This window comes from Alloprevotella sp. OH1205_COT-284, from assembly GCF_003859795.1.
Lineage (GTDB): Bacteria > Bacteroidota > Bacteroidia > Bacteroidales > Bacteroidaceae > Alloprevotella.
Window position 1 is genome coordinate 1 of the sequence record NZ_RQYI01000036.1, and the last position, 21,712, is coordinate 21,712.

Genomic DNA, 21,712 nt, shown 5'->3' on the forward strand with positions numbered 1-21,712 from the left:
AGAAGACCGAGGGGGCGTATGCAAGGAGACTGCCGTACTTTAGAGAATGGGAAATACAGTAAAACGATAACCTAAAATCAACACCACAAACCTCCCCCAGGCTTGGGTTAACCCAAAGCCTGGGGGAGGAACGGAGGGAAATCTTACACACTTTTTCGGACATTACCGGATCTTCCGCTGATCCCATTTTGGGTGCGAATAGAAAGAAACCGTGCCAAAAAAGGTTTTGACACGGTTTCTTTTAATGAACGGTGTGTGGTAATTTATTTACCGGCACCACCATTGTGAACTTGTACAGGCTCGGTGTCTTCTTGGTCATTGCAAGAAGTAAAAGAAAGAGTAGAAGCTACGATGACCACTGCACCGAGGAGGAACTTGAAAAATTTGTTCATAATTTTAAAGATTAAAGAGTGAGTATTATGTGGAAAACTTATTTAAAGGTTTGTATCAACGAATATATCCATTAAGATAGCGTTGGAGATATTGTTGTATATAGGTGGGTTGCCAATAGTGGGTCGTGAAGTTTTTGTCCGGGAATTCTTTATATTCGCGTCCCATTTTTTCAAAGGCATATCGGTAATAAGAGATCATGCTATATTCCCAAGAAAAGTATTGGGGTAGATACAGCCTGATTCGACCTTTGCGGTGTTGTTTGCGCGCTCCCAAAGGAATTGCGAAATTAAAGCCCGCATTTTTCTCGCCATCGGTATATATTCCATAAACTCCTATGGCAACTTCTCCGAAGTGACGAACGAGATCTCCTCGAAAGCCATAATCTCCATAGAGGAAACGCCCGGCCGAAGCTTTTATTTGAAGGGATGTGTAGGGCTCGTAATAGTTTGCATTGATCATGCAGGTTATCTTATTAAGATGTCCGGTTTTCCAGCCACTTCTTTTGAAAACTTGTTCTGCTGCCCATCCGCTACGAACTCCAAAGTCTAAACGATCATTGAGGTGATAAGTGGCGTCAAGGTGCAACCCCATGATGTTATACAAGAATGAGCCGATGGTTGTGGATAGCGTCCATTTCCTATTGGATACCCAATCTTGTCTTATTGCCATTACACCTAATTGTGGAAGTCTGTCGGGGTTGTTTTTGAAAAGATTGGTGTATAGCGGCAAAATGGGTTGGAAAGTTATGCGACTTCCTTTCCAAAGGGTTGTCTCAATGGCCGGAGCAATGAAAATTCCAACTTCGGCAAGTTTGTCAAGGAGATGGTTGTCAATGGAAATAATAGGGTGAAGTGTCAGGTCTATTTTTCCAAAGGTTGAGGCTTTTGTCGTATTTTGGGGTGTAAGACGTTGCAGGTTATGTTGAATTTCTACGGTTTCGTAGCTGACTGTAACACTCCACTTATTTTCGGCTTTTTGCGCGACGACGGAAATTCGAGGAACGCAATACTCCAATACCAATATCTTGAAAATGCTGATGTTAGGAGCTGTTTCCGATAACTTTTCTATGGCGACACCTATACCTCGATAAGAGGCACGGTGGGTGCTATTTTCGAATGCTGCATAGAGTGTATCTTCTTCCGTTGCAGTTCTTATATTTTCAAATCCATGTTTTATGAGTATGTCATCAATTTCGGTATTGGCTACGGAATGGTAGAATGAAGCCGTCCAAAGAGCTATGAGCAACCCCCATTTTAGGATCGATAATTCTGAAACGTATAAATGGCGAGATCTTTCTGCTTTCATGGCGTTCAGAACTTGATGGTGTGTTGGTAACTGACTCCTGCTGCTATTCCTTTGCATTCTTGTGTATAGCAGAAGACGTTTAGACTTTTCCAAAATCGGCATGCCATACCGAAGTTGAAGCCCTTGGAGTCATAGTCGGCCATGATGTTCAACCATTGACTCTGAAAAGGGGAATATTCTATTCCGCCATAGAAGCCATCATACATCTTTCCACTATTGAAGGGGTGAAAATACCCCGTAGTGACAGCTAAACTTCCTTGTTTTCCGATAGGAATATGTTTTGTCAGGCTTCCGTAAATGCCGGTGTAGAAACTGTCTCCGTATGCAGAGTAGATATCGTTGATGCCGATGACAAAACTCGGCCACCATCTGTTGGGTTGTTCCGCAAGAGGGCGCAAGCGAAAAGTGGTCGATCTGTCTTGTTGGTAGTAACCCATTGTCTTCTTGACGGAATGTTGGGTTTTTAGCAACGTTTCTCTGAATGTAAATTCCAAGAAGTTGAAGGGTGTGATATTGATGTAGTAAATTCCGGTGTCGAAATTGTAAACATCATTGGTCACGCCTTTTTGCATGAAAGTTATACCTCCGTCAAATGTTCCTGCCGGTTTCATGTCGGCGGTGGGAATGTTCATTAAACCGGTTGTGCCGAGCAAACGTTGTGCATGAATTTCAACTTTGTTTACCAAAGATAAAGCCAAAATGCAACAGATGAGGGTGAATGATTTCATCGCAAAACTCAGTTTGAACCGATCTTAGATGACGAGCGAGTTCCGTATGAGTGAAAACGTTCGTGGGCGCTACGCATGTCAAGGGATTTGGACAGCCTACTATTTTTTGCGAATTTACAAATTAGGAATGAATAAACAAGAACTTTCTTCAAAAAAAACACTTAAAGTCGTTGTTATGAAGTATAAATGCTATTTAAGTGTTGTTTTTGTTTAGTTCTTGCAGATAACTTTGAAAAACTTCTTTTTGGACTTCTTCGGAAAGAGTTTGGGAGAAGTGCTTTTTTATCGTGACTTCGAATGCTTCAAGGGCATGTTGTTTCATTCGAGCTTTTCCCGCTCGAAATCCGCTTTGATAACTATTGTAAGGGAGAAGGTTTCGATTGAAATTACCATCGGACATGATCGGAGTAGAGTTTATGGCATGTGAAAGAATGAAAGTTAAAAACCGAAAAGGTATAAGTCTGTTCGTTCAGTCAAAACTTTTGATAAGAGTAGAGTGGGGGAGCAGGGAGAATGTGGCTTTGCCATCCGGAGTAAATGCCGGAGAAGTTATGGAAAATAATTGTACCACCAAGTCTTTCATTTCTTCAAACGAAAGCATCTGCCCAATGGGTATTGCTGCTTTTTTTGCGAGAGAGAGAGCAATGGATGCTGCAATTTCTTCTCGAACGTCTGTGGGTTTGCTCATGGCCTCATCAACAATCGTTTGTAATAGATTGACGGGATCAAGTCCGTCTACTCCCGCCGGCATACTCAAAATGGAATAGCTTCCGCCGCCAAGGAAAGAAAGTTCGAAACCAAGAGCAGAAAGTTCTGCCTCAATGGTTTGCAGAGTGGCGCATTGCAAGGGAGACAACTCTATGATTTGCGGAAAAAGAAGTCCTTGTGACGGTGAATCTTGTTTGCGGATCTGCTCGATATAAACATCATATAAGATGCGAATATGAGCCCTGTGTTGATCCACAATGAGTAATCCGTTTTCGGTAGGCGATAAAATATATCTGCCTTGATATTGAAGGTAGTTTGCCGTTGCCGTTTCCCATGCTTGTTGTTGTGATGGAGCTAATTCCGCATATAGCGATTGCTCTTGTGTGTGTAGGGGAGTAAGGGGGGCGAATTCGGATGTTTCGCTTTCGGCTTTCGAAAAAATATCAGAAGAGAAGACTTCTGTGTATATCGCTTCTTGATTTTTCGAGGAGGCGATTGCAGAAGGTGCGGCATAGGTGCCGTGCTTGGTAAATGCGGTTGAAGGATTGGGTGAGGAAGGGGAGTCGGTCTCAAATGGATTGAAAGAAAGATCCACGCTGATTTGAGGCATGGCCACATCTTTTGCTCCATTGTCGAAAGTCGGTATTTCCGGACAGTTTTCCGTGTCGAAATCAATGGTGGGAATAGCATTGTGTTTTCCCAATGCTTCTCGGATGGCGGCGAGTAGAATTTTCCAAATGTCTTGCTCGTCCTCAAACTTGATTTCTGTTTTAGTCGGATGAATATTGACGTCTATTTTCGAGGGAGCAACAGACATTTGCAGAAAAAAAGGAACTTGTTCTCCTTCGGGAAGCAAGCGATCAAAAGCGGATTGAATAGCTTTGGCGAAATAAGGGTGTCGCATGTAGCGGCCATTGCAAAAGAAAAATTGTTGAGCACCTTTTTTCTTGCTGCTCTCCAAGTTTCCGACAAAACCGGTGATTTTGATCAAAGATGTTTCGACGTGAACGGGAATCAGATATTTGTCGAATTTTCTACCGAAGATATTAACAATGCGTTGTTTGAAGTTTCCGACCGGCAGATCCAATAAGAGCGATTCGGGGGTAGACAGCGAAAAAGCGATGTCGGGATGGGCTAATGCAATGCGTTCAAACTCTGCAATGATATTGGAGAGTTCGGTATGATTGCTTTTCAAAAATTTGCGTCGTGCCGGAACATTGAAAAACAGATTTTTGATGATGAAATTGGCACCTGTCGGACAGGCGATTGGTTCTTGTCGGATAAATTTTGAACCTTCAATTTGTATGCTGACACCTAATTCCGAGTTGGCCATGCGGGTGCGTAGTTCGACCTGTGCCACCGCAGCTATCGAAGCCAACGCCTCTCCCCGAAAGCCCATTGTCGTCAGTGAAAACAAATCATCGGCAGAAGTGATTTTGGAAGTCGCATGTCTTTCAAAAGAAAGTCTGGCGTCCGTGTCACTCATTCCTTTCCCATTGTCAATGACTTGTACGCAAGTTTTTCCTGCGTCCGTCACGATCACCTGAACGGATGACGCACCGGCATCTATCGCATTCTCTACCAATTCTTTTATCAAAGAAGCCGGGCGTTGAATAACTTCGCCGGCGGCAATTTGATTGGCAACGGAGTCGGGGAGGAGATGAATAATGTCTGACATGGCAAATGATGAAGTTTATTCCGATTTTTCCGAGGAGTCCGGCGTCGGAGAAAGAGGCTGGTCTGTTGAAGGGGATGGGAGGGCGTCAGAGGGTGGTGGAGCGACACCTTTGTTGGTGGTATGACTTGCTTTTTCGAGAGATTGCAAAGGTGCTTGCCGTCTTGGAATATGTTTGAGTTTGGCAGCAGCGGTTTTTCCTCTCCATTCAAACACGTCTTCCGGCGATAGAGGGCGTATGTAGTCGAACCAAGCGAAATTCGGCAGTCGGGTATGTTCGTTGGGAGCCATTCCAATGGGATAAGTCTTCCCGATCGGATTGGGACCTGCCCAAAAACGTTTCATCCTTCTCCGTTCGGTATCAACACGGAGTTTAGCTGCTTCACAATAGTTGTGATACAAAAAAGATGAATCTTTCTCCATCGGAAAATTGATGAGCATGGCATTTCCGTCTACTTTTGACTGATAGAGTTCACCTTGGCGGAAGTAGGCCATCATCAAGTTTCCCGACACTTGGTTGTAGAGGGTAGAATCGGGCAAGGCCTCTACAAGAAGTGCTTGCCGCTCTACATAAATGGAGTCTATCGTTGAGTCATTGCTAAAAACGTTGATCTCTTCTCCCAAAATTTGGCGTTGTTCCGTCCATGCAATAGGATCGCGATAGAGTGTGAGTTTTTTGATTTTTGAGTTGAACACCAAAGAGTCGCATACGGCTTGGACATCCGTTCGATAGGCACGCACACGAAAGTAGCCGTGCAACACACGATAAGCCGAGTCGGTTTTCTGATTGTAGGAATAGAGACGGAGCGTGTCGGCATGGACATAAAGCGTGTCGGCATTGCGAGAGAAGTTTTTGCCCAAAGCGCGCTTTGTTGCCATAGCTTCTCCTTTTATGTCGTCATAATACCCATACTCTCCCATCAATATGTTTTTATTGTTGTTGTCGGAAGAATCGGTAAACACAATATTGTCGAAGGCCTCACAGAAACCCTCCTTTTTATTGTAAGAAATAGAGTCGCCCACTAACTTTCTACCTTTGTTGAAAAGTTGGGGACGTCGAGTGAGATGTGCTCTTTCGCTATTGGTATTGTAGGTGCCGTCTATGGTGTAAATATGGCTGTCGCCACTGAGCAGATTGGTCGGGCCTTTGGCATGCGCCCATTTCGTGCGAGTGTCGTAGTGCAGGGTGTCTGTGATCAGAGAGTCTTTTCCTCCATTAACCAATAGCACGTCTTCATAAAATTCCGCTTCTTTACTTGCCGTATAGTAATCTCCTTGTTGAGAAGTCAAAACAGCTTTTCCGTCCACGATTTTTCCTCCGACATCATAAAAACCTCGCCCGGTTATTCTGTCATAGTTCAAATGATCGGTGTACAGCGTCATTTTGTGATGACGCATTTCCACGTTCTGAAAAACTTGTGCGAATTGCGAAGTCCCGTCGTAATAGATAGAGTCGCCCTTCAACGAGAGTGTGTCGCCTTGGGTAAATCGCACACGTCCATAGGCCATAAATGAATTTGACGCTTCGTAGAACACCGCACTGTCGCACTTCAATCTCATTCCGCTGTGGGTGATATGAACATTGCCCACCAACACTTGCCCGTCTGCCGTAATGGTGATGTCCTTAAACAATCGGTCGGCATGATGAATTTGAATTCTTTCGTCTTTGGCTGTTGAGCGTTTCGGCGTTCCGTTCGGCGTGAACGCATAAGTTTGAATGAGAAACAGGAATAATATCCCGAAACCCATCCAAACTTTTTTGCGAATTTGATGATGTTTTTTCAAAAGGAGATGCTTTACGAGAAATGATGTCGGTGACGGCTGTGTCGTGTTTATTTAACCCAACCCTCGTGCTCAAAAGTCAGGTTTCGCCATTCCGGATTGATGCGTGTGTAGGTGGTTTTGATTTTTTCGGTCAGCCATTTACGAACCGCTTCGTTTTGTCGTTGGTTCATCACAACGTTTTTGAGCAATCGGAAATCATCGGTGAAATTGGCACGGTGTTCCTCTATTCTGTTTTTGAGTTTTACGATTGCGCATATTTCAGAACCGCTTTTAGGGTCAACCATTCGAAAAGCTTTTGAGATTTCTCCGACTTTGAGGTTTTCCACAACTTTTGCCAGTTCGCGATTGAGTTGCGTGAGTTCGAAGCGGGCAGACAAAATGTTGCCTTCTTCGTCGCGAGCGACCATCAGCCCATTGTTGTTGCGGCTGTCTTTGTCGTCCGAAAGTTGTTGAGCAGCAATTTCAAAGCTGAATTTCTCCTCTTTGATGTCGTTTGCGATGGAGTCTAACCGGGCGATGTTTTTCTCAAATTCACTTTCTTGTATTTCGGGACGGAGCAAAATGTGGCGAACATTTACTTTTTCTCCTCTTTTTTCGATGAATTGGAGAATGTGGAATCCGAATTCCGTTCTCACGATCTTCGAAACTTTCTTGGGATCATTGAGTGAAAAAGCGACATTGGCAAATTCCGGCACCCATTGGTTTCGTCCGCTCATGCCGAGTTCACCGCCATTGCGCGCGCTGCCGTCTTGTGAGTAAAGGCGCGCCAAACGAGCAAAGTCGGCTTCGCCTTCGTTGATGCGACGTGTGAAGTCGCGAAGACGCTCTTCGATGCGTTCCACTTCTTCACGAGAGGGCTTGGGCGCAGCGGTAATGATTTGTAGTTCCACCTGTGTCGGCACGAGTGGCAAACTGTCTTTGGGGAGCTTTGAAAAGAAATCGCGTACTTCGGCAGGAGTCACTCGAATGTTCTCGGTGAGTTTACGGCGCACCATGTTGGGAATTTCCATATTGCGCGTTTGCTCCTTAAACATCTCTCGGATTTGCGGAATGGTTTTATTCAATGCCATTTCCAAGTTTTCGCGAGAACCGTAAAACTGTATGGCCTCATTCAATCTTTGGTCAGCGTAGTGCATCAAGTCGGCTTCGCCGATGGTAATGGAGTCTAACTCTGCTTGATGAAGAAACAGCTTTTGAATGGCCAAACGTTCGGGAATGGAAGTATAGGGTATTTTTTGACCGGCCATTTCGGCTTCGAGCCGATATTCTTCTACGTCGGAGAGCAAAATCGGCGAGTCGCCTACCACCCAAATGACTTCATCGACGGTGTTCTTCTTGTGTTGTGCAAAGACGCCGGCGAAGGTCAGTAAGCCGAGGACGAGGAGAGATATTTTGTGTGACATAAAACTGCGAGTGGGGATGACTAATGGTTGTTTACGGTTTTGAGAACGCTTTCGTCTACCGTGAAAGAGAAACGTTTGCGTAATTCTTTTACCCATTCGGCTTCGAGTGCCTGCTGATGATCGGCCACCACTTGGCTTTTCACATCGTGGTAAGTTTGGGGGCGTTTCATCTTTCTGCCGGCCAACAGCGTGACGGGGTAGCCGCTGCGAACACTTCTTATCTTTGCTTGTTTGTTGCCGAAAGCCAAATGGTCGATGGTCGAGTTCTCGCCTTTTTCCACAAGATGCTGTCCGCTGGCCATTACGACCACGGAGTCTTTGTTGAGGGTTTCTTGCAGATACTCTCTGAGTTCTTTGCCTTGCGGAAGACCGTTTTTGAGAAGTTTGCGTGCTTTCTTGGCGATAGATTTGTTTTTCGCACTGATAATAAACCCTTTGAAACGAGGGGCAGCCCAAGCATATTTCTTCTTGTTTGTTTGGAAGCGGTGAGCCAAACCTTTTTCGTCTTGGGCGGCAACATCCCAAACGGTTTGTTTGGCTACTTCGTAGAGCAACAACCCATCATGATACTCTTGTATGAGATAGCGCAAATCGGGAGTTTCTTCCAAACGGAGTTGCAACACACTGTCCATGATTTCTTCTCTGCTTTTTCCGTTGGCAATGAGTTGGTTGATGCGATGTTCGGCAGATGCTTCTTCTATGTTTTGACGTTTCAAAGATTGGAGAATGGTGGGGTAGAGGGCTTCAAAACTTTCGAGCGGTTTGCGCGCTTGAACCCAAACGATGTGATAGCCCACGGTTGAAAGAAAAGGACGACAGAATTGCCCGGCTTCAAGGGCATAGGCTTGATCTTCAAATTCTTTGATCGTCATTCCCGGATAAATGGTGGGGAGCAATCCGCCTTGGGGTGCAGAGCCGGGATCCTGACTCACGGCTTTGGCCAATTCGGCAAAGTCCGCACCTGCCACGAGGGCGTCGTAAGCACTGTCGGCACGTTGTGCCACGGCTTGTTTTTCGGCTTCTGTGGCGGTTTGTTTTACCAAAAACAAAATATGGGAAACCGTCAGAAGATCTTTGCCGTCCACAATTTTGGCCTGACGGTCGTAAAGGCTGCGGGCAACGGAGTCGATGAAAGCCTGATCGATCAAGGCCGGCGTCAGTTGCATGTCGCGATATGTGCGAAATTCATCGCGGAACGATTGGAGCGTGTCCATGCGTAAAGCCTCTGCTGCGGCCACTTTGAGCTTGTAGTTGATGAACATGTCGAGATATTCCGCCACGGTCTTTTGTTCCACCGCTCCTTCGATGCTGTTGTTCTTGTTGTAGGCATATTCAAATTCTCCGCGTGTGACGGCTTTGCCATTGATGTGCATCAACACGGGATTCGCGGTTTGCTGTGCATTTGCGTCAATGCAGAGAAAAGAAAGTAAAAATACGAATAAGATGTGTTTCATGGGATTTCTTGGTGAAATGGATAAGTTTTTTCGGGTTGTGGTATGCATCAAAACATACGATGTTGGGATATGAGAGCTTTACCGAAGCATTTGATGCCAAATGCCGTGAAAGGTCTTCAAACTCGACAGAGAGCTTGAAGACCATTTTCGGAAATCGAGGTGATTTGTTTCGATGACGATGAATGCGGCGATGAGGCTTCCCGTATCGAATATGATGTCGGATTATTCACTGCGAGAATAATTGGGTGCTTCGCTGGTGATGGTAATATCATGGGGGTGACTTTCGAGCACACCTGCGTTGGTGATACGTGTGAATTTGGCGTCGTGCAGTTTTTCTACGGTCGATGCGCCGCAGTAACCCATTCCGGAACGGAGGCCTCCGACGAGTTGGTAGATCACCTCTTGCACGGCTCCTTTATAGGGGACACGTCCGGCGATGCCTTCCGGAACAAGTTTTTTCACGTCGCCCACTCCACCTTGGAAATATCGGTCTTTTGAACCGTTTTCCATGGCTTCGAGCGAACCCATTCCTCTGTATGTCTTGAATTTGCGACCGTTGAAAAGCACGGTTTCGCCGGGGCTTTCTTCGCATCCGGCCACAAGAGAGCCGATCATCACACTGCATCCGCCGGCAGCAATGGCTTTGACCACATCGCCGGAATAGCGCAAACCGCCGTCGGCAATGAGGGGCACTCCGCTGCCTTCGAGGGCTTTGGCCACATCGTAGACCGCAGAAAGTTGAGGCACTCCCACTCCGGCAACGACACGCGTGGTGCATATCGACCCCGGGCCGATGCCTACTTTTACGGCGTCGGCTCCTGCTTCAACGAGCATACGGGCTGCTTCTCCCGTGGCAATGTTGCCCACCACCACATCTACATGGGGATATTTGGCCTTAGTTTCTTTCAGCTTCTCAATGACCCCTTTGGAATGTCCATGGGCAGTGTCGATAACGATGGCGTCGGCACCTGCCGCCACCAAGGCGTCGATACGCTCCATGGTGTCGGCCGTGACCCCTACTCCTGCCGCCACTCGCAAGCGACCTTTCTCGTCTTTGCAAGCACTGGGTTTGTCTTGTGCCTTGGTGATGTCCTTGTAGGTGATCAAGCCGACCAATCTTCCTTCTTGATCGAGCACGGGGAGCTTCTCTATTTTGTTTTCTTGCAAAATTTCGCTGGCCGCCATTAGGTCGGTCTGGGTGTTTGTCGTCACAAGGTTGTCTTTGGTCATGACCTCGTCGATGAGTTTGTCTAAATCTCGCTCAAACCGAAGGTCGCGATTGGTAACGATGCCCACCAATTTCATGTCATCGTCAACAACGGGAATGCCGCCGATATGATATTCTTTCATCAACTCCAATGCGTCACGCACCGTTTTTCCGCGCTTGATGGTCACGGGGTCGTAGATCATTCCGTTTTCGGCACGTTTGACGATAGCCACCTGACGGGCCTGCTCTTCGATCGACATGTTTTTGTGGATCACTCCGATGCCCCCTTCTCTGGCTATGGCAATAGCCATTTGAGATTCGGTGACGGTATCCATGGCGGCGGTAACAAAGGGGATCTGCAACTCGATGTTGCGCGAAAACTTTGTGGAAAGCGATACCGTGCGAGGAAGTACTTCGGAATAAGCGGGAACGAGAAGGACGTCGTCAAAAGTCAGACCGTCCATGACAATCTTGTCTGCAATGAAATTGGCTGTCATAAGAGAAGAAAGAATTTAATTCCGTGCAAATTTACTTATTTATCCTCATATCAAAGCATTTTCGGGCTCGTTTTTGAGTTTGTCGGGCATTCATTCCGTTTGAAATCGTGTGAGAGCCCTTGAAGGGGTTGTTTTTGAGGTTATATCCACCGTGTTTGTGTTTTTGTCTGCATTTTCTACACTTGTCAGAATAAGTATCTGTAAATCTGATTGAAACGAATGTAGACAATCTTGTTTTTTATCTACATTTTCTACATCTTCTTACATCGTTCTTTCCGGTGAGAGGCTGTTGCTGAGGAAAGGCGACGAGGAGCCGGAAATATCGAAAGGATGCGGTGTGTAGTACGTTAAGTGTTGATGATCAGCGGTTTGGGGTGTCGGAGTGTAGGTTTTGTTTTCTTTGTGTACATTGATAAGGTATTGATAATTAGAAGGTAAGGCGGACCTGTGTAGGATATGTAGGAAAAAAGAAGAGAAAAAACAGAAGAAGGGGATATTGGTTTGAAAGATAAGTTTACGACAAGGATTTAATCGTTTGTTCTTGCTCGGAACGATGAATAAACAATCGACAAAGGGAGAATGCAAACACAAGGTGGGAAGTAGAAATCACTGCATTGGAGGTAGAAAATCCGGCATTGGAGGTAGTGGTGATAAACTGAAATGGAACAAAGGCGATGAGTAAGAAGAAAAATGTTGCCATTTTTCTTTCCGATTAAAAATAAAGTAGATAAATTTGTGGCGTCAAAATAAAAAGCGTTTCTTGAAGAAACAGATTTTTTTGAAGAGTTCGCTCCGGGCTGATTGTCAGACAAACATCCCTTCCATGTTCAAGAGAAGCAGTGAGCATTGCGCCCGATCTTTCATGGACAATGGGAAGAAGGAGAGTGTCTCGGCTATGGCTTACCCCCTTATTGTATGATCTTAAATCTTCGTATTATGAAAGTTTACTTCTTGCGTTTCCTTCTCGTCTTTTTGATGATGCCTTCTTTGACTTTGAGAGGAAACACCCTTTCGACGGACAATCATTATGAACGTGCAGCAGGGCATATTGCTCAATGCAATACTCCCGAACAAAGAGAAAAGGCTCTTTTTCTGTATGGCTTCTATGTGGCATACATGAGTGGAGTGATGTATGATGCGTCCGGTGCAATCGCCAACACGCTTTTGCAAACTTGTGCTCCCGAATTACGGAAGAAATATAAAGATTTGGACTATCTGATACTTATTCAAGGGCATGACTGCGTGGAGGAAAATTTGGAAACGCTCTATGTTACTCCGATTGAAAATGATTGGTTTGAAGTCAAATTTCACAGATCTGAAATTAAATATTCCGATCAACAGATCATTCCGGCGGCAGATACCCGTGTCCGGGTTTGCGTGAAGCCCTATAAGCGTTCTTATAGAATTGCGGATTTGAAAGAAATTAAAGAATCCTCTTCGATGTGAGAATAGGGCTTTTCTTATTTTTGTTTCTCAATTAGATGTGTGCCCGCCAAAAGCTCCATGAAACGTTTCAAGGCTTGTCGGGATAAATCTTCGAACGTCAAAGCGCAGGCTCATAAATCATAACTCCTTCTCTCCGAATATCATAAATGATTTTTCGGGGAGAAGGAGATTGTTTATGCGAATAATCTTATTGGGCGTTTTGACGTGTTGCCTACAACAAGAAACACTCGTCGGAGCATCGTAGACTTTTTCGGGTATATCCTACTCGAACCGAATGGCTTTTGCCGGTTGTATGCGAGAGATCATATAGCTTGGGGCAACCAAGGCGAGTGTGGTTAGAATCAGTGTGACGATGTTGATGAGCGCGATGGCGAAAAGGCTGATTTCGATCGGAACTGTTTCTACGTAATATGTGGCCGGGTCTAAGTGAACCACTCCCCAATATTTCTGTATGAACAGCACGAGGAAAGCCAAAATGTCGCCGATCAGTAGGCCTCGCAATGTGATTAAACCGGAGAAGTATAGGAAAATGTGTCGTACTCCGGTGTTCGTCGCCCCCAAGGCTTTGAGTATGCCTATGGTAGAGGTGCGTTCCAAAATTAAAATGAACAAACCGCTGATCATTGTGAAACCCGACACGATGATCATCAAAATGAGAATCACAATTAGGTTGAAGTCTAAGAGGTCGAGCCACGCAAACACGTGTGCGTAGTGCTCCTTGATGCTCAACGGCTGACGAGCGGGGGAGGCTTGAATGAGGTTTTGTTGATTGCAGATTTTTTGAATATCGGGCATAGCCCGATCAATATCGGCGAAGTTGTTGAGGCGTATTTCGATCAATGACGCACGATTTTCGTCCCAATGGTTGAGACGTTCGATGGTGGACAGGTTGGTTATGACGATGTTTTTGTCGAACATCCCCATGTTGGATTGGTAGATGCCGCTGATTGTGAAACGCCGCATTTTGATACTTTCCTCGAAGAAGTAGGCAAATACGCGATCTCCCGTTTTAAGGTTGAGTTGGTTGGCTTGTTGGCTTGAAATGAGAATTTCATTTCCGTTTTCGGTTTTCAGATCGGGCAAACGACCTTCAACCAAATTTTGTGCCATGAATGTTGTGTCATAATTCGACGGCAAACCTTTCAAAACAACCCCCATGAAATCGTTTTGGGTTTTGAAAATTCCCATTTTCTGCACTATCCGATCGACTGATTTCACCAAATCGTAATCCCGTAAGGTACGAAGGAAAGAACTGTCGGCTTGCACCGGAAATCCATCGGGAGCTGTGATGGCGTTGATGTCGAGTATTTCTATGTGGCTGCCAAATCCTTCTATTTTTTTTGTGATTTCCGATTTGAAACCGAGAATGACGCTCACCGAAACAATCATCACTAACAAACCGATTGCCACTCCTGCGGTGGCAATCGTTATTGTCGGGTTGGAGGCTTGACGCGTGTCTTTTCCGATGTTTTGAAAAAATCTCCGGGCAACAAAAAAAGAAAAACTCATCATGTGATTGGTTAGATAGTACGGCCGGGATAGGTTTCAAGAGCTTTTTGCAAGACAAACAGTGCGCGTGTAAGGTCTTCTTTGTTGAGCACATAGGCTATGCGCACTTCATCTCGTCCTGCGCCGGGGGTGGTGTAAAAACCGGCAGCCGGAGCAAGCATGACGGTTTCGCCTTCGTATTCAAAGTCGCTCAAACACCATGCGCAAAAACTTTCGGCATCATCTACGGGCAGACGTGCCATGGTGTAGAAAGCTCCCATGGGGATTGGGCTGTATACTCCGGGAATGCGATTGAGCCCATCGATCAAACAATTGCGACGGGAAACATATTCGTCATACATCTCACGCATGTATTCGGCAGGGGTTTCTATGGAGGCTTCTGCAACCAATTGTCCGATGAGGGGGGGAGATAGGCGGGCTTGGCAGAACTTCATCACGGCATTGTGAACTTCTTTGTTCTTGGTGATCAGTGCGCCGATACGGATGCCGCATTCGGAATATCTTTTGGATACGGAGTCGATCAAAACAACATTCTGCTCAATGCCTTCGAGATGGCAAGCTGAAATATAAGGAGAACCGGTATAGATAAATTCTCGATACACTTCATCGGAGAAGAGGTAGAGGTCATGACGTTTTACCAAATCTCGGATTTGGTTCATTTCGCTCTTGCTGTATAAGTAGCCCGTAGGGTTGTTGGGGTTGCAAATCAAAATGGCGCGTGTGCGCTCGTTGATCAGCTCTTCGAACTTTTCTACTTTGGGAAGGGCAAACCCTTCTTCTATGGTCGTGGATATGGTACGGATTTTTGCACCGGCAGAGATGGCAAAAGCCATATAGTTGGCATAAGCCGGTTCGGGAACGATGATTTCGTCGCCGGGGTTTAAGCAAGACAGAAAGGCAAACAAAACGGCCTCTGAGCCTCCGGAGGTGATGATGATGTCATCGGCCGAAAGCGAGATGTTGTATTTCGCATAATACTTCACCAACTTCTCTCGGTAACTTTTGAAACCTTGCGATGGAGAATATTCCAAAACCTGACGATCGATGTTTTTGAGCACGTCAAGACCGGATTTGGGCGTGTGAAGATCCGGCTGTCCGATGTTTAGGTGATAGACTTTGAGGCCGCGCTCCTTGGCTTTTCCGGCCAATGGGGCTAATTTGCGGATCGGGGATTGCGGCATCTCGACGGCTCTCTCGGATATTTTCGGCATGTGAAAATTGTTTTTGCGATAAGGAGGTGAGCGAACTAATGCTTATTCTTTTGTCGTTTCTTTCGACTTTTCTTTGAAAACGCTGAGAAAAGTTTTGGGAACGGGGGTTTCGAAGCGTAAATGCTCGTTGGTTATGGGGTGATAGAAGTCCAGTCGATAGGCATGAAGGCAAAGACGTCCTATGGGATCGTCGCCGTTTCCATATTTAATGTCGCCGCAAACGGGGTGGCCGAGGTCTTGGAGGTGAACACGTATCTGATTTTTTCTTCCGGTTTCGAGAACAAGTTCTACCAAACTGTATCCGGAAGAAGATCGCAGCGTGTTGAAATGCGTAAGGGCATATTTCCCTCCGTTGTCTACGGGAGAAGAGGTGGTGATATAATCTTTGTTGTCTTTGAGCCAACTTTCTACATGTCCTTGTTTCTTCTCCATCTCTCCCGATACCAATGCGACATAGCGGCGGTCGGTGACGATTTGTTGCCAGTTGTGTTCGAGGATTTGCTCGGCTTCAATCGTTTTGGCGTAAACCAGCAGGCCGGAGGTGTCGCGGTCAAGGCGATGGACAACATGTGCGGTGCGTTTTTGGCGACTTTTTCGGAAATAATCGTCCAAAACCGTCTTGACACAAAATTGCCCTTGGGTACTCGCCATCGATAAGATACCGATGTTTTTTTCGATCACGATGATTTGCGGGTCTTCGTAAACGATTTTGACGAATTTGCTCTGAAACGGTGTGCGCTGTTTTTGCTTGGATATTTCAACCAGCATTCCCGGCTGTAAGGGATAGTCGTGTTGTGAAACGTTTTTCCGGTTCACACGTATGCCATTTCCCGAAAGAATGGCTTTGGCCTTGGAGCGACTGATGCCGTCAAGACAACGCATGATGTAGGGGAGTAGAGTGGTTTCTTCTTTGACGGTGAAGAGGGTATATTGAGGCTTTCTGTAATTACGCATTTTGAACTCTGTGTTTAAGGTGCAAATGTACATCAAGTTGTTGAAAACAACAAATTAAAAGGAGCATAATCCCTGCATACTGTTAAAAAATATCCTTGGAGGAAAGGTTTTAAGGCAAATGTGGGCAGATATACCAAATAATACATATCTTCGCAGTATCTACTTCATCTTCAAATACAACGATTATGAAACAGTTTGTTTTCTCTCTTATGGCTCTTCTGACCTTCGTGAATGTAGCGTGGGCACAAGACGACGATGTCTACTTTGTACCTACAAAGAAGGCACTGAAAAATGAACAGCGTCAATATATGAACAAGACATATTCGGGTAGCGATGATGTTTTCGAATATGATCATTGGAGCAACGAACGCTCTGAGGGAACGCGCAGCGTCGATGAATATAACCGTCGATATAAAAAAGGAAAAGTTGCCCGTCAGCACGATAGTGTTTCTTGTTGTCAAAATGACGTGGAGGAACAAAATATGACAGGACGTATTGTGCGTTTCCGTTCACCGCGCGCCGCCATTGTAGCCTCCCCTTATTATTACGATTATTATTATGACCTTGCCTACTACGATCCTTGGTTTTACGATTGGGGTAGAATAGGGTGGTACGGCTGGATGGATCCTTTCTATTTTGGAATAGGTTGGAATATCCGTTTCTCTCCTTGGAATCCTTTTTGGCCTTATGGACGCTATTATTCTTGGTATGGAGGCTGGGGCTGGAATCCATGGTTTCCTCACTATGGTTGGAATGATCCTTTCTTTTGGTGGAATAACTCTTATACCTTCGCCCCCCGAAACGCTGTTTATTACGGAGGAACGAGAGGCTCGAATGTGTCCTATGGAACACGAGGAGGTTCGTTCGCTTCCCGTGAGAACGGAGGAAGATCGCGCGGAGGTTCGTTCGTAGAGCGAGGCGGATCATATCGCTCTTCTCGTTCCGGTGGTGAATTTTCCCGCTCTCGTGAATCGGGCTATGGAAGATCCATGGAACACAGAGGGCGAAACATAGACGCCAATGTGGGAACTTCGCGTCGTGGCAATATCATAGGGCATAGTCGTAGTGGCCAAAGCTCAAACTCTTATGGCACGCAAGACAATCGTCATACCCGAAGTTATGAATCCTCAAACGGAACGTATTCCTCGGGTGGTTCTCGCGGAGGAAACTTTTCTTCCGGACGCTCCGGAGGAAGTTTCTCTACCGGAGGAGGCTTTTCTACCGGACGTTCCGGCGGTTTCTCATCCGGTGGCAGTTCGCGTGGTGGAGGCTCTATTGTGGGAGGGCGTCGTTAGGGTTTCTCTCGGAGAAATCTCTCTCTTGAAGAAAAAAATAAAATTGCTCTTTCTTTTCTTTCAACATGGAGAAACTCTCATTTCAATATGGAGAAAGAATAAGTAAGCACTTGATAATAAAAGACTATTCGATATGAAAAATATTTTCTTGGCGATTGCAGCTTGTGCTTGTTGTGGGGGCGGTTCTCTATCCGCACAAGATATTTATAAAGTAGAAAAATTTTCAACATTCGATCTTAACGGAGATGCCCGATATGTCGGCATGGGAGGAGCCATGAGTGCTCTTGGAGCAAACCTTTCTGCCGTAGGAAGCAATCCGGCGTCATCGGCATTGTATCGTCGCGGAGATGCTTCTGTCAGTGGCGGCTTTATCACCAATTCAGGCGATAGTCGCGATGCGGAATATTTCAATTCGAGTAAAACAAAAGCCAGCATTGATCAAATGGGGTTTGTGTACACTTTCAAACTCGATGACAGCATCACCAAGTTTGTGAACTTCGGCTTCAACTATAAGAAATCGCGTAATTTTAGAAACCTAATGGTGCTTAATGACATACCTCTTCCTGTCGCTATGATGGACGGGCAAACAAGAGGAATGTCGCAGTCGTGGCAAATGCGTGATTTGGCACAGATCAGTGATCGTTGGCTCGATCTTACCGATAAAAACGATCGTGCCATGACCACGCCTCTTGCCATTTTGGGATATGAAACATTTTTGATCGACCCGGTGCTTGTTGATAATAAAGTGAGCAATTATAAGCCCAGTTATGCCGAGGCTTATCATTATGGAAGAGCCAATCAAGGGGGGATCCAACAATACGACTTCAACCTTTCTTTCAATTTTAGCGAGCGTTATTATCTCGGTGTAAATATCGGGGTCTATAATATAGATGCCCAAAGTAGTTTGGAATATGAGGAGGCATCTCTTGGAGAAGACGGAAAGCCTTTTTTCGCAGCCAACGGACAGCGTAAAACTTATGTGATGAACCAAGAAGAGCAAATCACCGGAACCGGCGTTGATGCCAAGTTCGGTTTTATTGCTCGTCCGTTAGCCGAAAGTCCTCTGCGGCTTGGACTTTCCGTCACTACTCCGACGTTCTATTCCATAAGCTCTTCCACACGTCTTGATATTCGTTCGCACCACGGACACACAAATTCCGATACCGGAAAATCTTATGATTATACCACAGGTTATCTCACAACAACCAACGATTATCTCCTTCGGACGCCTTGGAAAGTGAATTTCAGTATAGGTTCTACAATCGGTAATCGTCTCGCCATAGGTGCCGAATATGAAATAGCCGACCACCTCAGTGCTCAGGTGCGCTATCTTGAAAGTACAAGTGATGGCCCCTATTATAATTGGGGCATAGGTCGGAAAGACAAAGTGATGCAGTATGAAATTGACAACTATTTGAAGGATGTTCACACGCTGCGTTTGGGACTCGAAGGACGGATCGCACAAAGTCTTTTTGCCCGTTTCGGTTATAACTGGGTAAGTTCTCCTTTTAGCAAAAACGCATTTTTGAACCTCTATACGGACAGTCCCTCTTATCAGTATTCCACTTCAACGGATTATGCAAATTTGGGATCAATCCATCGTTACACTTGCGGATTAGGTTATCGTGGCGACGCTTTTTATGTCGATGCTGCCTACCAATATCAGAAACAAGGAGTTGATGTTTATCCTTTCCATTATAATGCGGAGAATCGGGTTGGAGAGAAAAATGATCTTCCCGCTCAACATCTTGACTTGAAACGTCACGGTTTCATTCTAACACTCGGATATCGTTTCTAATTTCATCGAATGTCCGGTAAAAGGGCTTTAAACAACAAGCTCTTTTACCGGACATTTTTACCGAATACTTTTACGGTTCATCAGAGATCTATCATATCATATATTAGCAGAAAGACATCCTTAAATCTTGTTGCTCAGGGAACGTGTTACCCCAAGGAGTTCGCGGCTTTTTAAAAGGAACGTATGGAGAGTTCCTTCGTACCATATATTGCTGTCTGGTAAAAAAACTGATATAACCTCAAAACTCGTTGTGATAAAGTTACTTACAAGGAAAAATGAAATAAGGAGACCTCTGCAAAATCCCCTTATAAAATTGTCCAATCCGAGAAAAAGAACGGATTGGACAATTTTATAAGGGGATTTTGCAGAGGTTAAAGATATCTCGGAACAGCGAAGCCGATTATTCTTGACGAAGTTTCTCGCCCATATATTCGTAGTTGAAATTAGTTCCCTTTGCCGACGGAAACTGGCTTCTCGGATCTACGTCTTGTCGATTTTTCAAATGATCAATGATGCGAGTGTAGCAATGTTGTGCGGAGTCGGCGAGAACGTAGGCGGAGAATGTCGTGTCGCGATACTGATACTTTTGTGTTCCGGGAATTAATAGAACCCTTTTGAAATTGATCCTTCCGAAATACCAACCTTTGCGCACTTCTTGGAGCTGTGTGGTTCGTGGCTCTCTTTGTGTTTGATTTTCTGCGGAGTAGGCAAGTGGAGTGTCGTGAGATTTGCGGTTAGCCTTAAATTCATCGAGGGTTTGTGCGCTTGTTTTGATGAGGATGAAATAGACGCGTGGTCGAACTTTGTAGCGCTTTGGATAGGGCATCTCGCTGTTAACATAGACGGTTAGCTCATCAACCAATGTTCTGGTGATGGGAATTTCATTGAGTTTAGCAAGAAAGTCAATTAACTCTTCGATGTTGTGGGTGATGGCTTCGTGATCGAAATAGCGTACGTAGATGTTCATGTTTGGATGGCGTGTGTTGCTGAGTAAGAGAGGTGTTGTATGAGGTGCGATAATGCGATAAAGATAAAAAAGCGAATTGCCATGGGCAGTTCGCTTGTGAGCGGAAAACGAGACTCGAACTCGCGACCCCAACCTTGGCAAGGTTGTGCTCTACCAACTGAGCTATTTCCGCAGATAACAAGTGAAGAGGAGGAGACTCGAACTCCCACGTCGCAATTGACACTACCCCCTCAAAGTAGCGCGTCTACCAATTCCGCCACCTCTCCAATATCTTTTACTTTTCGGAGTGAAGATATCGGGAGGGGGCTTGATACCATCTTCGAAAAGTTTTGTCGAATCTCTTGACTCGTGTCGAAGCTCTTCTTGTATTGTTGCTTCGGTGCCCAGAACAGGACTCGAACCTGCACGTCGCAAAACACTCGCACCTGAAACGAGCGCGTCTACCATTCCGCCACCTGGGCTTTAAGGGAGATTCAACTTGTGTGAAAAAGAGCGGAAAACGAGACTCGAACTCGCGACCCCAACCTTGGCAAGGTTGTGCTCTACCAACTGAGCTATTTCCGCGTTTTTATTCCGAGGAAGTTTGTATTCGGAAGCGCTTTATCTCAAACGCTGTGCAAAGATACTGCTTTTTTTGAAATTGACAAGGGCTTTCGAGCCTTTTTTCAAAAGTTGTATTAAAAAATAAATTCCGTAGAGCCAACTATCAAGTGCAACACTATGCTATTTGCTTATAAGCGGCTTTTGCTGATCCCTCGTATAGAGTGGTGAAACTCTATTCTTGATGACAAAAGGAGCTTGCCACCGAGATTATTCGGAAATCCTTCATAAGTGCTCTGCTTATAATCGCATATTGCTGAAATTCAGCAATATGTAAGGAGTGGCGTGTGTCGACGTTTTGGCTCTATAACGTTTTTAGTGGGTAAGCGAAATTCTCTCCTCCGTTGATGTAATAAATCATATTGATGAAACTCTGTATATTTGCAAATCCCCTCGCTCTTCTTTTTGCCAATTGAATTTTTGCATTAAGCGCTTCGAATAATCCATTGGTAATGGCTCCTTTCTCAAAGTAGGTTCTGATGCCAAATAGATGATTTTGAAAGAAGTTAGCCACTTTTTTGAAAGGGACAAGCGTGGATTGTTTAGCCAATTCCAACCATCGGAGGAATTGTTTTAATCCCTCAGATCTATTTGGCCAATTCAAAGCCTCTACCAATCCTTCCCGCAAGCTGTAGGCCTCTCCCAAGAGGGGAGAGTAGCAGTGTATCGAGTTCCTGCCCTTTCCTTGGATACTGTCCTATAAAAGTGTGTAAGCTCCAAAGTTCTTATCTTTGTGGTGAAATTCGAAAACAGACTAAGAACAATGAAGCTTACGAT

17 protein-coding genes and 4 tRNA genes are annotated in these 21,712 nt (G+C 45.3%); 3 read left to right on the top strand and 18 right to left on the bottom strand.

Going from position 1 to position 21,712, the window contains the following annotated elements:
* Nucleotides 1–263 precede the first annotated feature (263 nt).
* The 9 genes from EII14_RS09605 to EII14_RS08130 form a co-directional block, all read right to left on the bottom strand.
* Nucleotides 264–392, bottom strand: a complete 129-nt coding sequence (locus EII14_RS09605) for a hypothetical protein (RefSeq protein WP_255422127.1) — start codon at nt 390–392, stop codon at nt 264–266.
* A gap of 55 nt (nt 393–447) precedes the next feature.
* On the bottom strand, nt 448–1,698 hold the full coding sequence (locus EII14_RS08095; RefSeq protein ID WP_124932039.1) for a hypothetical protein: 1,251 nt from the start codon (nt 1,696–1,698) through the stop codon (nt 448–450).
* A gap of 5 nt (nt 1,699–1,703) precedes the next feature.
* Nucleotides 1,704–2,426 (bottom strand): YjbH domain-containing protein, encoded by a 723-nt coding sequence (locus EII14_RS08100; RefSeq protein ID WP_124932040.1) that lies wholly within the window; start codon nt 2,424–2,426, stop codon nt 1,704–1,706.
* Nucleotides 2,427–2,895: 469 nt separating this feature from the next.
* The gene (gene mutL, locus EII14_RS08105; RefSeq protein ID WP_124932041.1) at nt 2,896–4,812 is read right to left on the bottom strand and encodes a DNA mismatch repair endonuclease MutL; all 1,917 of its coding nucleotides are present in this window, start codon (nt 4,810–4,812) and stop codon (nt 2,896–2,898) included.
* A gap of 15 nt (nt 4,813–4,827) precedes the next feature.
* Nucleotides 4,828–6,594: an OstA-like protein gene (locus EII14_RS08110; protein WP_233569418.1), complete on the bottom strand. Its 1,767-nt coding sequence runs from the start codon at nt 6,592–6,594 to the stop codon at nt 4,828–4,830.
* Between the two features lie 47 nt (nt 6,595–6,641).
* A complete protein-coding gene (locus EII14_RS08115) occupies nt 6,642–7,997 on the bottom strand; it encodes a peptidylprolyl isomerase (RefSeq protein WP_124932042.1) in 1,356 nt (451 codons plus the stop codon).
* Nucleotides 7,998–8,017: 20 nt separating this feature from the next.
* A complete protein-coding gene (locus EII14_RS08120; protein WP_158608360.1) occupies nt 8,018–9,451 on the bottom strand; it encodes a peptidylprolyl isomerase in 1,434 nt (477 codons plus the stop codon).
* Nucleotides 9,452–9,673: 222 nt separating this feature from the next.
* Nucleotides 9,674–11,155 carry an IMP dehydrogenase gene (gene guaB / locus EII14_RS08125; RefSeq protein ID WP_124932044.1) on the bottom strand — a complete coding sequence of 494 codons (1,482 nt, stop codon included), beginning with the start codon at nt 11,153–11,155 and terminating at the stop codon, nt 9,674–9,676.
* Between the two features lie 514 nt (nt 11,156–11,669).
* Complete coding sequence (locus EII14_RS08130) at nt 11,670–11,855, bottom strand: hypothetical protein (RefSeq protein WP_124932045.1); 186 nt, start codon at nt 11,853–11,855, stop codon at nt 11,670–11,672.
* A 236-nt stretch (nt 11,856–12,091) separates the two neighbouring features.
* On the opposite strand from EII14_RS08130, the gene EII14_RS08135 reads away from it, so the two are divergent.
* On the top strand, nt 12,092–12,601 hold the full coding sequence (locus tag EII14_RS08135) for a hypothetical protein (protein WP_124932046.1): 510 nt from the start codon (nt 12,092–12,094) through the stop codon (nt 12,599–12,601).
* 261 nt (nt 12,602–12,862) lie between these two features.
* Here EII14_RS08135 and EII14_RS08140 read toward each other — a convergent pair whose 3' ends face one another.
* Genes EII14_RS08140 through EII14_RS08150 form a run of 3 tightly spaced genes read right to left on the bottom strand, consistent with a single transcriptional unit; the run spans nt 12,863 to nt 16,275 of the window.
* Nucleotides 12,863–14,113, bottom strand: coding sequence for an ABC transporter permease (locus EII14_RS08140; RefSeq protein WP_233569419.1), 1,251 nt, complete (start codon nt 14,111–14,113; stop codon nt 12,863–12,865).
* Between the two features lie 8 nt (nt 14,114–14,121).
* Nucleotides 14,122–15,321, bottom strand: a complete 1,200-nt coding sequence (locus tag EII14_RS08145; RefSeq protein ID WP_124932047.1) for a pyridoxal phosphate-dependent aminotransferase — start codon at nt 15,319–15,321, stop codon at nt 14,122–14,124.
* Nucleotides 15,322–15,363: 42 nt separating this feature from the next.
* Entirely contained in the window at nt 15,364–16,275 is a 912-nt protein-coding gene (locus tag EII14_RS08150) for an RluA family pseudouridine synthase (RefSeq protein ID WP_124932048.1), read from the bottom strand.
* A gap of 185 nt (nt 16,276–16,460) precedes the next feature.
* Here EII14_RS08150 and EII14_RS08155 point away from each other — a divergent pair, with 185 nt between their 5' ends.
* A complete protein-coding gene (locus EII14_RS08155; protein WP_124932049.1) occupies nt 16,461–17,570 on the top strand; it encodes a hypothetical protein in 1,110 nt (369 codons plus the stop codon).
* A gap of 133 nt (nt 17,571–17,703) precedes the next feature.
* The gene (locus tag EII14_RS08160) at nt 17,704–19,368 is read left to right on the top strand and encodes a hypothetical protein (RefSeq protein ID WP_124932050.1); all 1,665 of its coding nucleotides are present in this window, start codon (nt 17,704–17,706) and stop codon (nt 19,366–19,368) included.
* 400 nt (nt 19,369–19,768) lie between these two features.
* Here EII14_RS08160 and EII14_RS08165 read toward each other — a convergent pair whose 3' ends face one another.
* The 6 genes from EII14_RS08165 to EII14_RS08190 form a co-directional block, all read right to left on the bottom strand.
* The gene (locus EII14_RS08165) at nt 19,769–20,335 is read right to left on the bottom strand and encodes a hypothetical protein (protein WP_124932051.1); all 567 of its coding nucleotides are present in this window, start codon (nt 20,333–20,335) and stop codon (nt 19,769–19,771) included.
* A 99-nt stretch (nt 20,336–20,434) separates the two neighbouring features.
* Nucleotides 20,435–20,507: transfer RNA gene (locus tag EII14_RS08170), tRNA-Gly, on the bottom strand.
* Nucleotides 20,508–20,517: 10 nt separating this feature from the next.
* Nucleotides 20,518–20,601 (bottom strand) — tRNA-Leu (locus EII14_RS08175).
* Nucleotides 20,602–20,715: 114 nt separating this feature from the next.
* Nucleotides 20,716–20,796 (bottom strand) — tRNA-Leu (locus tag EII14_RS08180).
* A gap of 30 nt (nt 20,797–20,826) precedes the next feature.
* Nucleotides 20,827–20,899, bottom strand: a tRNA-Gly gene (locus EII14_RS08185).
* Nucleotides 20,900–21,239: 340 nt separating this feature from the next.
* Complete coding sequence (locus EII14_RS08190) at nt 21,240–21,581, bottom strand: transposase (RefSeq protein ID WP_158608361.1); 342 nt, start codon at nt 21,579–21,581, stop codon at nt 21,240–21,242.
* Nucleotides 21,582–21,712 lie beyond the last annotated feature (131 nt).